The sequence below is a fragment of the Salipiger sp. CCB-MM3 genome, from assembly GCF_001687105.1.
Classification (GTDB): Bacteria; Pseudomonadota; Alphaproteobacteria; order Rhodobacterales; family Rhodobacteraceae; genus Salipiger.
Window position 1 is genome coordinate 39,948 of record NZ_CP014598.1, and the last position, 13,390, is coordinate 53,337.

The following is a 13,390-nucleotide window of genomic DNA, read 5'->3' on the forward strand; positions in this document are numbered from 1 at the left end:
CCTTCCTCAGCTGTTCCGGATCCGGGTCAGCATTTCCTTTTTCAACTCGTCATCCTGCTGCACCAAATTCAGCGATTGCTGATAGGCCTGCTGGATCTCGATCAGCCGGGTCACCTCGGTCACCGCCTGAACATTGCTCATCTCGACCGCGCCTTGGATCACCCGCGTGTTGGTCTCATCGGCGATCAACTGGGCGTTGCCATCCTGCGGCACGAACATGCCGCCACCAGAGCGGCCAAGGCTCTGGCGGTCAGGCAGGGTGAAGACGCCGACCTGCCCCAGCACCGCGCCCTCGGCGTCCGAGATCACCCCGTCGTCCGAGATGCTGACGGTCGAGGCCTGATCGGGAGGCAGCACCATCGGAGCGCCGCCCGCATCAAGGATTTGCGCGCCGCTGGCGGTGATCACCCGTCCCTGTGCATCCAGTATAAGGGCGCCGTCGCGCCCGAAGGCCGTGTCGCCCTGCGGCGTTTCATAGGCGAACCAGCCCTCACCGCTGAGCGCAAGGTCGAGCGTATTGCCGGTGGGCATCACCGCGCCCGAGCTGTTGTCCACGTAGGATCCGCGGTCGAGCACGTAGTTCGTGCCTTCCCCGGCCAGCGCCGCGTCGTCTTTCTGCAGATAGGTTTCGAACAGCACACGCTCGGCCTTGAAGCCGGTGGAATTGGCATTGGCGATGTTGTTCGACGTCACGTCCATCTGCCGCTCGAGCGCGGTCAGCCGGGAAAGCGCGACATAAATCGAATTATCCATGCAAATTGCCTATTAATGTTTGCGTGACCATTCTTTTCTTGCTGATGATGCGGCGTTTGCTAAGATAACGCAAGCATAATGATGACCAGACAGGCGTAAGTGGTGAGCTATTCTTGTGCATTCGTGGGGAAACATGCGGCCGTGATGGCCCTGCTTCTTTGCGCCTGCCCGGTGCTCGCCGAGCGGGGAGGGCCAGAGCAGGTCGCGCAGTTCACCCATGCGCTGCTTGCCGAGCCGCGGGTAATCGACCCTCCGGCGCTCTATCTCGGTCAGCGCGCCGAGCAGCCTTTCCTCGAAGAGCGCGCGCGTTTGATGGATGCGGTGATCGCCGCCGGGGACAGTCAGCCGGAACAGGCCCGCGCCCTGACTGATCTGGCGGAGTTCTTCTTTGCCCATGCGATGTCGCCCGAGGGTCTGTCGGTGCTGCAGGCGGTGGAGGGGGAGGGCGTGCCGCCGGCGCATGAGCTTCGGGCGCGGTCTTTCGAGCTGGCGCTGGGGCTGATCGATCCGCGCGGCAGACCGCTTACTCAGCGCGCCGCCACATTGCTCGATCCGGCGCATTCCGGCTGGCCCGATCAGCCGCTGTTCCTTGCCATCTCGCATATTCGCGACGCGGCCTGCGCCGAAGCTGGTCCGCTTCTGCCCGACGCGGTCACGCGGTTGTCGCGCTTCCCGAAGCCCGTGCAGGCGCGGGTTTTGCCGGGCTTTCTGGATTGTGCCATCGAGACCGGGCAATGGCGGCTTGCGCGGGACATCGCCGCCGCTTTCGAGGGCTACCCGGAACTCAAGGGCGGCACCGCCTATCACTTTCTGCTCGGCAAGGTCGCCGAATCCGCCGACCAGCCGCTTGCCGCTTTCGACAGCTACACGCAGGCGATCGAGGGGCAGGACATCTGGGCACATCGCGCGCGCCGTGCGCTGATCACATTGGGGCTGACCAAGGATGCGTTGGCCACCACCGAGGCCATTCGCCTGCTGAAGCTCGAAACCGAGATGTGGCGCGGCGATGCCTCCGAGGGCGACACGCTTGATCAACTGGCCTCGCTGCAAGTGATCGCCGGGCGGGCCACCGACGCCATCGAGAGCTATGGCCTCATCGTCACGCGCCGCCCCGGCAGCGCGCAGGCCACCGCCGCGCAGCAAAAGGCGCGGGCGCTGATCGAAGAGCTTTACCGCAAGGGCGCTGAGGGAGAGATCCCGCTCGGTCGCTTCATGGCCGATCACGCGCGCATCGCGCGTTACTTCCGCTTTACTCAGAATTTCGCGCTGGCCTCCGAGCTGTTTGCGGACACGTTCCGCAAGGCTGGCGCAACCAAGATAGCCGCCGAAGAATATGCCACCACTCACGACTACCTTACGGCGGCGCAGGACCTGGGCATCACCACCGCAGACGAGGGGCAATTATCGCGCCTCAAGGTGAAGGAAGCCGAGACCCTGCTGGCGGGCGGCCAGTTCGAGGCCCTCGGGACGTTGCTTTTGCAGCCGATCACCTTGACGGATCCGGATTTGAAGACACGCTTCGATCTGGTTTCGGCCCGCTATTTCGATGAAACCGGCCAGACCGCCGAACTGCTGGACAGCAGCGGCGGGGCCGGTGAGACGACGCAGATCCTGCGGCTTCAGGCGCTGGCGCATTTCGAGCGCAAGGACTGGCCCGCGGCGGCGGCGGCCTATGAGACGCTGCATGTGCGCGAAGGCAAGGAGATGCCGCTGCCCGACGCCATCCGCCTCTTGCTGTCGGAGCACCGCAGCGGAGCGGCGGATCGTGCGGCGGCGCTTGCCAGCGAGTTTCCCAGCCTGACCGAACTGCCCGGCTGGGCCGAGATCGCGCGCGGGCTGACCACCGATGCACCGGCGCTGCTGCCCCTGCGCGAAGACACGGCGCGGGCGCGGATCGACAAGGCGCAGGAGACGCTGGACGTTCTTCCGGACGTCAACAAACTGAACTGACCGCGCCCCGGCAAGGTCAGGCAAGATTCAGCGACCTCTCGCTGAATTAACACAAGTAAAGATGATTTTAACCATGGTGAAACCCGCGCCTCCTAAGTGATTGGAGAAGATAGGTTCACCTTCGACCAATGGGGCGAGACGGACATGAGTATTTCCAACGCGATGGCGGCCGGCGTCAGCGGCCTGACGGCAAACTCGAACGCGGTCGAGCGCATCTCGAACAACATCGCGAACGCCGACACCATCGGCTATCGCCGCAGCTTTGCGCAGATGGTCACCTCCGGCTCCACCTCGGCCACGGGCGGCACATCCACCGGCGTGGCGACGACGATCACCCATTCCAACAGCACCGAGGGCAGCTACACCGAGACCTCGGTGAGCTCGAACCTCACGGTGAATGGCAGCGGCTTCTTCGTGGTGAACTCGAATATCGAAACCGGCTACACCACCGGCAACATGTTCACCCGCGACGGCAGCTTTGCACCGGATGAGGATGGCAACCTCGTGAACGGTCAGGGGCTCTATCTGATGGGCTATGCCTATGACGAGACCGGCAGTCTGGGCACCGTGGACCGCTCGACCTTCTCCGATCTCGAGCCGGTGAACATCGCAAGCCAAGCCATCAACGGCACCGCCACCACCGAGGTGTCGATCAGCGGCACGCTGCCCTCGCAGGAAACCGGCGTCGACGAGCCGGGCGATGCCTTCACCACCTCGGTCGAGTTCTACAACTCGCTGGGCGAGGCTGACCGGCTGACGCTGTCCTTCCAGCCCACCGATGTGGACGACACTTGGGAGGTCACCATCTCGGGCACCGACGGCGACTATGGCACCGTCACCATGAGCTTCAACAACAGCGGCGCGAACGCCGGCTCTCCGTCCGGCTATGCAAACGCCACCTCGCTGGCCACGGCGCCCGCCGCCTTTGCCTTCGACGCCGCGACCGGCGAGATGTCCCTGACGATCAACAATGGCGACACGCCGCAGCAGCTCACGCTGTCGCTGGGCGCGCCGGACGAGTTCGACGGGCTGACCCAGTTCGCGGGCGACTACACGCCGATGACGGTGGAAGCCGATGGCGCGGAAAGCGGCGTGCTGACCAGCGTCGAGTTCGACGAGAGCGGCGACGTCTGGGGCCTGTTCGACAACGGCAACCGCAAGGTTCTCTACTCGGTGCCGCTGGCGACCTTTGCCAATGCCGACGGTCTGGCCACTTCGAACAACTCGACCTTCCAGGTTTCGAACGACTCCGGCGCCTTCTACCTCAGCGCCGCGGGCACCGGCGAGACCGGCACGCTGACCTCTGGCGGGGTCGAAGGATCGAACGTCGACATCGCGCAGGAGCTGACCAGCCTGATCCAGCGCCAGCGCGCCTATTCGTCGAACGCCAAGATCATCACCACCGCCGACGAGATGCTGAACGAAACGGTCAACCTCAAACGCTGACGCACGGCAGATAGGATCGCATCATGAGCCTTACCGGGGCCCTCAACGCGGCGCGCAGCGGGATGAGCACCACCTCCCGCTGGGCGCAAACGACCTCGAGCAACATTTCCAACGCCAACAACGCCGCCTATTCCCGGCGCACGACGGTGATGGAAAGCAGCGCGTCGGGCGGTGTCACGGTCAGCGAGATCACCCGCGCCGTCAGCAGCTCGCTCGACGGCCAGTACCGCGACGAGGTCTCGCGCACGGGCACGCAGGACGCGATCGCCACCGGCCTGTCGCTCTACACCTCGGAGCTGGGGGATACGGAATCCGACAGCACCCTGCTGACCCGGCTCACCGACCTGCAAAGCTCGCTGTCGCTGGCTGCGGCCACGCCTTCGGACAGCGGGTTGCAGCGCGCTGCGGTGACCGACGCACAGGAACTGGCGGATCAGCTCAACAGCGCTTCGGAAAAGCTCGGCGAGGCCAGCGACACGGCGCTCGACGCGATCAATACCGACGTCGCGGGCATCAACTCGGCGCTGGCCGATCTGGCCGAGATGAACGCACAGATCGCCAGCGGCAAGCTGAGCGACAGCCAAGAGATGGCGCTTGGCGACGAGATGACCGCCAAGCTCGACAGTCTGGCCGAGCAGATGGACTTCACCCTGCGCACCGACTCCAAGGGGCGGGTCGAGATCTTCACCACCGGCGGCACCGCGCTGTTGCAGGGCGAGGTCGCGACCGAGATCAGCTTTGACGCCAGCACCGGCGTGCTCAGTGCGGGCGACGTCGAGATCACGCCGGGCGTCAGCGGTGCGCGCGGAATCTCCGAAGGCTCTCTGGCCGGGCAAATCTCGCTCTATAATGACATCATCCCCGAGATGAGCGCGCAGCTCGACGAGGTGGCGCGCGCTCTGGTGAGTGTGATGGAAGAGGCCGACGCCTCGCTCGGCGCCGGAGATGCGGGCCTGTTTACCGATGCTGGCGATGCCCTTGGCGATCCGGTCGAAGCGGGGCTGGCTGGCCGTATCGCGGTCAACAGCGCCGTGCTTCCCGAAGAGGGCGGAGCGCTGTGGCGGCTGCGTGACGGCATGGCCGCAACCACCGAGGGCGAGGCCAATGACGCCACGCAGCTCAATGCCTTCATCTCGGCGCTCGATAGCACGACCAGCTTCGACTCCTCGGTCGGGCTCGATGACAGCGCCACGCTCGCGGGCTACATGTCGTCGCTGATCGCCAGCCAGAACAGCACCCGCGCCAACGCCGAGACGCAGGCCGAATCCTACGCTGCGGGTGCCATGACGGTGCAGGAAACGCGCCTTGGCTTCATGGGCGTCAACGTCGATGACGAGTTGCAGCAGCTGGTCACCATCGAACAGGCCTATGCGGCAAACGCTCAGGTCATGAGCACGGTGCTGAGCATGCTCGACACCCTGATCGAATCCTTCTGATCCCGGAGCCCGCCATGATCTATCTCAGCACCGGCCCTTCGACGCTCTACTCCAGCCTGCTGCGCCGCAATCAGGCCGCCGAGCTCAACAACGATTTGGCGCGCGCCGAGCAGGAGCTTTCCACCGGCTACAAGTCGGACATCTACAAGTCGCTCGGGGTCAGCGCCGCAGAGGCGCTCAACCTCAATTCGCAGATCGACAAGGATGAGGCACAATCCTCGGTGAACACCGTGATGATCTCGCGTCTGGACATGACCAGCCAGTCGCTGAACTCGATGCGCGAGACGGTGCAGGAGGTGCTCGATCTTGCCGTGAGCAGCGTCGACAGCCAGTCGGGAACGGCCACCGGGCTGCAGACCGCAGCAAAGGGCGCGCTGGTGTCGCTGATCGCGCAGGCCTCGCAGACCTACGCCGGACAGCCGCTCTTTTCGGGCACCTCGGGCACCGCAGCGGCGCTGCAGGAATGGAGCACGGCTCAGGACGACACCGGTCTTTCGCCGGAAGCGGTGTTCGAAGGCATTCTGTCGGGCGGCCTGACGTCGGTCGCGGATGTCGATGCGGCGCTGGCCCAGTTCGACGCGATCTTCTCCGACAGCGCCGCCGACGCGGACACCAATTTCCAGTCGCTGATCTACAATGGTTCGGTCGGCAACGACCAGGCCAGCACCTCGATCGGCGATGGCATCAGCATCACTTACGGCGTTCAGGCCAATGACGAGGCCTTCCGCGAAGTGATCAAGGGGCTCGCGATGCTGGCCACCATGGACCCCTCCGACATCGAGGATGATGCGGCCTATGGCGCGTGGATGACCGAAGCGGTCAGCACGCTTGGCTCCGGCGTCAGCGGCCTGCTGGAGAGCGAAACCATGGTGTCATCCTCCTCGGCCCGGATCGAAGCGCAGAACGAGCGCATCGCCGACCGCGCGACCCTGTATAAGAGCCGCCTTCTGGAGCTTGATGGTGTGGATGCCTATGAGGCGGCGAGCAATGTGACGATGCTGCAGACCCAGCTTGAGGCCAGCTACACCGTCACCGCGCGCCTATCCCAGCTGAGCTTTCTGAATTACATGCCCTGATGCGGCGAGGCTGAGGCGGGGGGTCTCGACCTCCCGCACGCTCTCGGCCCCCGGAGCCAGCTTGTAGCCGCGGCCGCGGATCGTGCGGATATGCGGATCGCCCGAGGGCGACATCTCTTCGATCTTCTTGCGGATCCGGCAGATGTAGACGTCGATCACCTTGTCGAAGGGCTGATCCTCGGACATGCCATAGACCGCATCATAAATCACCGCCTTCGAAACCACGCGCGGCGCTGCAAGCGCGATCTGTTGGAAGATCGCCAGTTCGCGCTGCGACAGGCGCATCGGGGTGCCCGCCACATCCGGGTCGCGGCCATCGAAATGCGCGGTGATGTCGCCGATCTGTACCGAGCCCGCAGCATGACCGTGAAAGCGCCGGGTGATCGCATTGACCCGCGAGCGCAGCTCGGGGCCGGTCAGCGGCCCGACGATATCGTCATCCGCGCCCGCATCCAGCGCTTCCATCGCCGCCTCGGGGTCGCGCTGGTCGCGCAGCACGAGGATGGGATTGCGGCAGCCGGATTTGCGCAGCCGGTAGATGTGCTCGACGGTGCGCGGCTGCTCTGACAGCAGAACGGGCCGGTCGGCGTAACCATCGGTGCTCAGCAAGTCGAGTTCTCGCTCGAAGAAATCGTCACTCACGGCCACCGTCTGCCAATGCGCGGCATCAAGCTCGGACAGCAGCCCGCGGAAGGAATTCGAACGTGGCTCGTAAAGATAAATATGCACACTGCTCTCCCGGTGGGCGGCCGTCACTTATTATCCATGATCGGATGCACAGATCATGCTAAGAAATTCTCGGCTGGTCAAGCAATACACAAGGATAGCATGGTTAGTTTAGAAAATAGCGTTGAAGAATTAGCTGTTCCGATGTTTAATTCTTGATATACCGGTCTTCGCAGCCCGCTTCACAGCCGCAGGGAGTTCCATGCGTATCGCAGCCTGTCTTGGCGCCGCCCTCATGGCGCTCTTTGCCGCGCTTCCCGCGGCGTCCGATGTCCGCATCAAGGACATCGCGACCTTCGAGGGCGTGCGGGAAAACCAATTGGTCGGTTACGGGCTCGTGGTCGGCCTCAACGGGACGGGCGACAGTCTGCGCAACAGTCCGTTCACCGAAAAGAGCATCGAGGCGATGCTGGAGCGTTTGGGCGTCGGCAATATGTCGGACGATCAGATCAAGACCAGCAACACCGCCGCCGTCATGGTTACCGCCATGTTGCCGCCCTTCGCCCGCCTCGGCTCGCCGATCGACGTGGTGGTCTCGTCCTTGGGCGACGCCTCCTCGCTGCGCGGCGGCACGCTGATCGTCACCCCGCTCACCGGCGCGGACGGCGAGGTCTACGCCGTGGCGCAAGGCCCGATCGCGGTCGCTGGCTACGCGGCGCAGGGCATGGCCGCCTCTGTTGTCGAAGGCGTGCCGACGGTCGCACGGATCGAGAATGGCGCGACGGTGGAAAACGAGATCGAATTCTCGCTGGCAACGCTGGACTCGGTGCGCCTCGCGCTGCGCAATCCCGATTTCACCACCGCCACGCGCATGGCCGATGCGATCAACAAGCGCATGGGCACCAACACCGCCACGGCGCTCGATCCCGGAACGGTCGAGGTGGCGTTGCATGGCGCGGGCAAGGGGGACGTCGCAGGGATTCTGTCGGACGTCGAGAACATCCGCGTCGATCCCGATGCTATCGCCAAAGTGGTGATCGACGCGCGCTCGGGCACTATCGTCATCGGCGAAGACGTGCGGATCGACCGTGTCGCGGTCAGTCAGGGCGGGCTGACTGTGATGGTGCGCGAAGACCCGGAGGTCAGCCAGCCTGACCCGATCACCATCGGCGGCACCACCGTCGTCGTGCCCCGCACAACCGTGGGCGTCGACGAACAGGAAGCGCATTTCACCATTCTCGAAGGCGCCGACGTCAGCCTTCAGCGGCTCGTCGATGCGCTCAATGCCATTGGCCTCACCGCCACGCAGACGATCTCGATCCTGCAGGCGATCAAGGCCGCGGGCGCGCTGCACGCCGATCTGGAAATCATCTAGGGGAGGGACCCAATGGACGTGAAAACATCCATGGCCGCATTGCAGGTCACCGGCGCGCAGATCGCGCAGCCCGGCGCCATCGCTCCGGACGCACCGGCCAGCGCCGCCAAGGAATTCGAGGCGATGTTCCTCACCGAGATGGTTGATGAGATGCTGAAAGAGGTCGATCTGGGCGACTTCGGCGGCGGCAAGGCCGAAGAGCAATGGCGCTATTTTCTCGCCGAAGCCTTCGGCAAGGAATTGGCCGAACAGGGCGGCGCGGGCATTGCGCGCAACCTTGAACAGGCGATGGCCGCCTATGACGCATCTGCCCGCCGTGGAGGCACCACATGACCGAGATGACCCCCGCCCGCGCCACCGCGCTCGTTGACCGCTTGGCACGGCTGCTGCGCGACGAGATCGCCGCCATCGGCAAAGGTGAACTGGCCCGGGTCGAGGAGCTCTTTCCGCGCAAGCAGGAGCTTCTGACAGAAATCGAAACCGTCTTCGCCGACCCCGAGGCGCTTCTGGAAGGCGAAGATGCGGCCTCGGCCAAGCTGCGGGCGCGCCTTTCGGATCTGCGCAAACTGATTCACAGCGACCTGTCGCTGCTGCAGCGCATGACCGAAGCGACCGGCGCCGTGGCCCGCGAGATCGATCGGATCCGCGAACGCCAAAGTCTGCGCGGTGTTTATGGCAGGGATGGCTCGAAAAAGCCACAATGCGTTACCCAGACGCAACGCTACGACCACTCGGTGTAGCGTTAACTTTGCTTTAACTCCTTGCTCCAATCTCACGTGATACGGTGACCGCACGGCAGGACCGTTTTCGCCAGAAAGGCGAAGAACAACGATAGAAATCGGAGCAGATACAATGTCTTCCATCAATACCAACACAAGCGCGATGAACGCGCTGTCGACGCTGCGCAGCATCAACAAGGACCTCGAGTCCACCCAAAGCCGCATCTCGACCGGCCTCAAAGTTGAGTCGGGCAAAGACAACGCTGCCTACTTCTCGATCTCCGAGACCATGGAGGGCGACAGCTCGGCCTACTCGTCGATCAACGAAGGTCTGACCCTGACCAAGAACTCGATCGCCACCGCGCGCCTTGGCGCCGAAACGATCCAGGATCTGGCGCAGGACTTCCTCGACAAGATCTCCTTCGCGCAGGGCGCAGAAGGCGGCCAGACCGAGATCGAGAACGATCTCAACGAGCTGGTCAAGCAGATGGAAACCACGCTCAGCCAGTCGACCTTCAACGGCGACGACATGCTGGCCGCTGGCGACTATGCCACCAACATCTCCGGCGCTTCGGCAACCGCAGGTGTCCTGGCCCTCGGCACCAACGCCAACTCCGCAGCAGGCGCTACGCGTGATGTTGTCACCGGCATCAGCCGTGCCGGCGGCTCTTTCGGCACCACGTCGATCGAGGTCTCCGAGCATGATCTCGCAGTCCTCGTCGATGGCTTCAAAACGCTGGCCACTGGCTTCGCAACTGCTGCGAACAACGCGTCCACCGGCGCGACCTTCCTTGCGAACGCTCTGTCCTCGGCAGAAAGCGTGCTGGGTCTGACCACCGATATCGCAACCAAGCTTGGCCAGTCCGAGCAGTCGATCGAGAACCAGCAGGAATTCCTGACGGCGGTTGTCGACAACATCGACAGCGGCATCGGCGCGATGATCGACGCAGACATGGAAGAGGAAGCGGCACGGCTTCAGGCGCTGCAGGTTCAGCAACAGCTGGCCACGCAGTCGCTGTCGATCGCCAACTCCTCGCCGCAGAATATTCTGTCGCTGTTCCAGTAATTTCTCTGGAAGTGACACAACTTCTGATGGCATAATGAGGGGGCGCCACAGGCGCCCCCTTTCCGTCGGAGCATCGGACAAACCGGGCCCGGCTTACAGGTCACCCCGCAGATCGTCGGGGGAGCAAAGGCAGGAACGGAATGAGCATCTCCGCATACAAACGCACGATCCGCGAAAGCGAGTCGCCGCGCCAGATCGAAGCCCGGGTCTTCTCGCGCATCACTGGCGCCATGGAACTGCACCGCGACAGCTGGTCCGCCGCAAAGGACCGATCTGCACGCCACGCCATCCTCGCCGATGGCCTGCGCGAGGCCGTCGCCCAGAACCGCAAACTCTGGGGTCAGTTGCGCGACGATCTGTCCAGCAACCGCAACGCGCTGCCCGAGGCGCTGCGCGCGAACCTTCTGTCGATCTCGCTCTGGGCCGACCGCACCTGCGGCGCGGTGATCGGAGGTGGCGAGGGGCTCGCGGCCCTGATAGACGTGAACCACAGTATTCTTGCCGGGCTCTCTGCCGCGCGTCCGGCCGTGTCAGGGGTGGATCAAGATGGCGCTCAACCTTACGCTAAAACCGTATGAACGGATTGTCGTTAACGGCTGCATGATGCGGAACGGCGGGCGCAAGAGCACGCTGACCATCGAAAACCGCGCCGACATCATCCGCGAGACTGACCTTCTGAAACCGGAGGCCGCCGCCACCCCGGTGCGCGCCGCCTATTTCCTCATCCAGAGCGCGCTGATCTATCCCGAACGCCGCGACAAGCTGGCCAGTGCCGCGCAGCAGCAGTTGGCCAAACTGGCCACGGCCTTCGGCACAGAGCTGCGCAGCCATGTGTTTGAAGCCGCCAACAACGTCAGCCAGAGCGAATATTTCGCCGCCCTGCGCCAGCTCCGCCCCCTGATCAAACGCGAAGACGAAGTGCTCGGCCCGCCGCCCGGCGAAGACGCTTCGGCCGGCGATCAAACGAGGATCTCCACATGATTTCGGTTTACGGCCTGTCCACCAGCCTTGCCCTCCGCATCATCGACAAGACGGAAGACAAGGAAAAGGAGATGATCGAGAGCGAGGCGGAACATCAGCGCGCGATCGAATACTTCATGGAAAACATCGAGAACGTCGAAACCGTCGACGATCTGATGGACGACTACAAACTCTACAGCTTCGTCATGAAAGCCTATGATCTCGAGGATCAGATCTTCGGCAAGGCGATGATGGAGAAGGTCCTAAAGAGCAACATCGAAGACGACGAGGCGTTGGTGAACCGGCTCACCGATGACCGCTTCGAGACCTTCTACAACGCCATGGGCTTCAGCGAAGACGGCATGGCGAACCTCAACACCGTCGACGACGACTGGAAGGCGACCATCGTCGCGGCCTATGTGGACACCACCTATGTGAACTCGAAAGCCGAGGACAATGAGGCGCTCGGCACGCTGCTGGAGTTCCGCCGCAAGGCCGCAGAGGTGACCAGCGCCTATGAGATCCTTGCAGATGAGGATATGGCCGAGTTTGTGCGCACCGCGCTTGGCCTGCCCGACGAAATCGCCAGCGGTGATATCGACAAACAGGCGGCGCTGATCGCGCGGCGCATCGACATTGACCGGCTGGGCGATGCGGATTACGTGGAAAGCCTCGTGCAGAAATACGTGGCGATCACCGACGCCAACGCCGACCTGAGCTCAACCAACGCAGCGGTTCAGCTGATGAGCAGCACCATAAGCAACAGCTCGGGCAGCTTCGTGCCGGTGACCATCGACATCGAAAGCATCCAAGGGTTCAGCGGCTACAAACTGCGCTGACGCAAACCCGGGCCTTTCGATAGGCCCGGACCCGCTCTTCTGGCCCGATCAGTAAACCTCGTCTTCGTCGTCGCCGAGCGGCAGACGGATTTGATCCTCGTCCGCCAGCTGGCGCGCATAGTCAAGCATCAGGGTCTGCGCTGCGTTCACGTCGCGGCGACGCACCGGGCCCATGCCCTCCATCTCTTCGACCAACATATCCCGCGAGCGCCCCGGCAGGGCGTTGAGGAAGGCGTCGCGCGCATCCTGACTGGCCCCGCGCAGCGCGGTGGGCAGCGTGTTGCCGGGCACGCCGCGCATGATCCGCGCAAGATCCATCGGCTCGAGCTTCACGAGGTCTTCGAAGGTGAACATCTTGGCCTTGATGGCCATGAACGCATCGGGGATCGTGGCTTCGAGCTGAGGGGCCATCGCGTCGAAGGCACCCCGGTCGAGCTTGTTGAACAGATCCGCCATCCGCTGGTGCTGCTCGGTCGCGGTGGGCTGGGCCCCGGCATTGATGATGTCGCTCTGCAGCGACTCCTCGATCTGCCGCATCATGTGGTGCGGCACCGCCTCCATGCGGATCATCCGCTCGACCACGGAGTTCATCTTTTCCGGCCCAAGGAGCGGCAGCACCTTGGCGGTCACATCCGTGCGCACATTGGTCAGGATCGCCGCGACGGTCTGCTCGTGCTCGCCCTTGAGGTAGTTGGCGATGACATTCTCGGACAGCCCGCTGAAGCGCGCCCAGAGGTCCCGCTCCTTGAGCGGGCCACGGATGTCCTTGAGGATGCCCTCGACCTGATCGCCGGGCAGCAGCGAGCGCAGCAGGTTCTCGGCCACCGCGAAGGATCCGACGACCCCGCCGCCGTTGGTCATTCCCTCGACGAAATCGCTCAGCACCTGCTCGACCGTCTCGGAGGAGATCGAGCCAAGGCCCGACATGGCGCGGGTCACGCGCTGGATCTCGTCGTCGTCGAGCTGCTGCATCAGGGCAGAGCCGCGCTTTTCGCCCAGACAGAGGAACAGGATCGCGGCCTTCTGCGGGCCCGACAGCTTGCGCCGCGTCGGGGCAGGGTCGGAGGTGGTGGTGCGTTGCACGTTCGCAGCAGCCATCAGGAG

Annotated in this window: 14 protein-coding genes; 11 read left to right on the forward strand and 3 right to left on the reverse strand. The window is 63.8% G+C overall.

Annotated elements, in window-relative coordinates:
• Positions 1-6: 6 nt before the first annotated feature.
• Complete coding sequence (gene flgF / locus AYJ57_RS22075) at positions 7-753, reverse strand: flagellar basal-body rod protein FlgF (protein ID WP_066111135.1); 747 nt, start codon at positions 751-753, stop codon at positions 7-9.
• Between the two features lie 144 nt (positions 754-897).
• On the opposite strand from flgF, the gene AYJ57_RS22080 reads away from it, so the two are divergent.
• The 4 genes from AYJ57_RS22080 to AYJ57_RS22095 all read left to right on the forward strand — a co-directional run bounded on the left by AYJ57_RS22080 (position 898) and on the right by AYJ57_RS22095 (position 6,661).
• Complete coding sequence (locus AYJ57_RS22080) at positions 898-2,703, forward strand: hypothetical protein (RefSeq protein WP_066111137.1); 1,806 nt, start codon at positions 898-900, stop codon at positions 2,701-2,703.
• A 144-nt stretch (positions 2,704-2,847) separates the two neighbouring features.
• Positions 2,848-4,149 carry a flagellar hook protein FlgE gene (locus AYJ57_RS22085; RefSeq protein ID WP_066111139.1) on the forward strand — a complete coding sequence of 434 codons (1,302 nt, stop codon included), beginning with the start codon at positions 2,848-2,850 and terminating at the stop codon, positions 4,147-4,149.
• 23 nt (positions 4,150-4,172) lie between these two features.
• Positions 4,173-5,585, forward strand: a complete 1,413-nt coding sequence (gene flgK, locus AYJ57_RS22090) for a flagellar hook-associated protein FlgK (RefSeq protein WP_066111141.1) — start codon at positions 4,173-4,175, stop codon at positions 5,583-5,585.
• A gap of 14 nt (positions 5,586-5,599) precedes the next feature.
• The gene (locus tag AYJ57_RS22095; protein WP_066111143.1) at positions 5,600-6,661 is read left to right on the forward strand and encodes a flagellin; all 1,062 of its coding nucleotides are present in this window, start codon (positions 5,600-5,602) and stop codon (positions 6,659-6,661) included.
• Here the strand turns inward: AYJ57_RS22095 and AYJ57_RS22100 are convergent.
• Positions 6,626-7,390, reverse strand: coding sequence for a response regulator transcription factor (locus AYJ57_RS22100; protein WP_066111145.1), 765 nt, complete (start codon positions 7,388-7,390; stop codon positions 6,626-6,628). The two genes, AYJ57_RS22095 and AYJ57_RS22100, sit on opposite strands and share 36 nt — an antisense overlap.
• Positions 7,391-7,589: 199 nt before the next feature.
• On the opposite strand from AYJ57_RS22100, the gene AYJ57_RS22105 reads away from it, so the two are divergent.
• The 7 genes from AYJ57_RS22105 (at position 7,590) to AYJ57_RS22135 (ending at position 12,286) form a co-directional block, all read left to right on the forward strand.
• Positions 7,590-8,702, forward strand: a complete 1,113-nt coding sequence (locus AYJ57_RS22105) for a flagellar basal body P-ring protein FlgI (RefSeq protein ID WP_066111147.1) — start codon at positions 7,590-7,592, stop codon at positions 8,700-8,702.
• Between the two features lie 12 nt (positions 8,703-8,714).
• Positions 8,715-9,035: a rod-binding protein gene (locus tag AYJ57_RS22110; protein ID WP_066111149.1), complete on the forward strand. Its 321-nt coding sequence runs from the start codon at positions 8,715-8,717 to the stop codon at positions 9,033-9,035.
• Positions 9,032-9,442: a hypothetical protein gene (locus AYJ57_RS22115; protein ID WP_066111151.1), complete on the forward strand. Its 411-nt coding sequence runs from the start codon at positions 9,032-9,034 to the stop codon at positions 9,440-9,442. The genes AYJ57_RS22110 and AYJ57_RS22115 overlap by 4 nt, the downstream gene beginning before the upstream one ends.
• 112 nt (positions 9,443-9,554) lie before the next feature.
• Positions 9,555-10,487: a flagellin N-terminal helical domain-containing protein gene (locus AYJ57_RS22120; RefSeq protein WP_066111153.1), complete on the forward strand. Its 933-nt coding sequence runs from the start codon at positions 9,555-9,557 to the stop codon at positions 10,485-10,487.
• 140 nt (positions 10,488-10,627) lie between these two features.
• On the forward strand, positions 10,628-11,065 hold the full coding sequence (locus AYJ57_RS22125) for a flagellar biosynthesis regulator FlaF (protein ID WP_066111477.1): 438 nt from the start codon (positions 10,628-10,630) through the stop codon (positions 11,063-11,065).
• Positions 11,034-11,468 (forward strand): flagellar biosynthesis repressor FlbT, encoded by a 435-nt coding sequence (locus tag AYJ57_RS22130; protein WP_066111155.1) that lies wholly within the window; start codon positions 11,034-11,036, stop codon positions 11,466-11,468. Before AYJ57_RS22125 ends, AYJ57_RS22130 begins: the two co-directional genes overlap by 32 nt.
• Positions 11,465-12,286 carry a DUF1217 domain-containing protein gene (locus AYJ57_RS22135; RefSeq protein WP_066111157.1) on the forward strand — a complete coding sequence of 274 codons (822 nt, stop codon included), beginning with the start codon at positions 11,465-11,467 and terminating at the stop codon, positions 12,284-12,286. The genes AYJ57_RS22130 and AYJ57_RS22135 overlap by 4 nt, the downstream gene beginning before the upstream one ends.
• Before the next feature lie 48 nt (positions 12,287-12,334).
• On the opposite strand, the gene AYJ57_RS22140 is transcribed toward AYJ57_RS22135, so the two are convergent.
• Positions 12,335-13,384, reverse strand: a complete 1,050-nt coding sequence (locus AYJ57_RS22140; protein WP_066111159.1) for a flagellar motor switch protein FliG — start codon at positions 13,382-13,384, stop codon at positions 12,335-12,337.
• Positions 13,385-13,390: the final 6 nt, after the last annotated feature.

Excerpts from the sequence above, each read along its gene's own strand:
- flgF (WP_066111135.1), bottom strand. The coding sequence starts at position 753 with ATGGATAATTCGATTTATGTCGCGCTTTCCCGGCTGACCGCGCTCGAG.
- AYJ57_RS22080 (WP_066111137.1), top strand. The coding sequence starts at position 898 with ATGGCCCTGCTTCTTTGCGCCTGCCCGGTGCTCGCCGAGCGGGGAGGG.
- AYJ57_RS22085 (WP_066111139.1), top strand. The coding sequence starts at position 2,848 with ATGAGTATTTCCAACGCGATGGCGGCCGGCGTCAGCGGCCTGACGGCA.
- flgK (WP_066111141.1), top strand. The coding sequence starts at position 4,173 with ATGAGCCTTACCGGGGCCCTCAACGCGGCGCGCAGCGGGATGAGCACC.
- AYJ57_RS22095 (WP_066111143.1), top strand. The coding sequence starts at position 5,600 with ATGATCTATCTCAGCACCGGCCCTTCGACGCTCTACTCCAGCCTGCTG.
- AYJ57_RS22105 (WP_066111147.1), top strand. The coding sequence starts at position 7,590 with ATGCGTATCGCAGCCTGTCTTGGCGCCGCCCTCATGGCGCTCTTTGCC.
- AYJ57_RS22110 (WP_066111149.1), top strand. The coding sequence starts at position 8,715 with ATGGACGTGAAAACATCCATGGCCGCATTGCAGGTCACCGGCGCGCAG.
- AYJ57_RS22115 (WP_066111151.1), top strand. The coding sequence starts at position 9,032 with ATGACCGAGATGACCCCCGCCCGCGCCACCGCGCTCGTTGACCGCTTG.
- AYJ57_RS22120 (WP_066111153.1), top strand. The coding sequence starts at position 9,555 with ATGTCTTCCATCAATACCAACACAAGCGCGATGAACGCGCTGTCGACG.
- AYJ57_RS22125 (WP_066111477.1), top strand. The coding sequence starts at position 10,628 with ATGAGCATCTCCGCATACAAACGCACGATCCGCGAAAGCGAGTCGCCG.
- AYJ57_RS22130 (WP_066111155.1), top strand. The coding sequence starts at position 11,034 with ATGGCGCTCAACCTTACGCTAAAACCGTATGAACGGATTGTCGTTAAC.
- AYJ57_RS22135 (WP_066111157.1), top strand. The coding sequence starts at position 11,465 with ATGATTTCGGTTTACGGCCTGTCCACCAGCCTTGCCCTCCGCATCATC.
- AYJ57_RS22140 (WP_066111159.1), bottom strand. The coding sequence starts at position 13,384 with ATGGCTGCTGCGAACGTGCAACGCACCACCACCTCCGACCCTGCCCCG.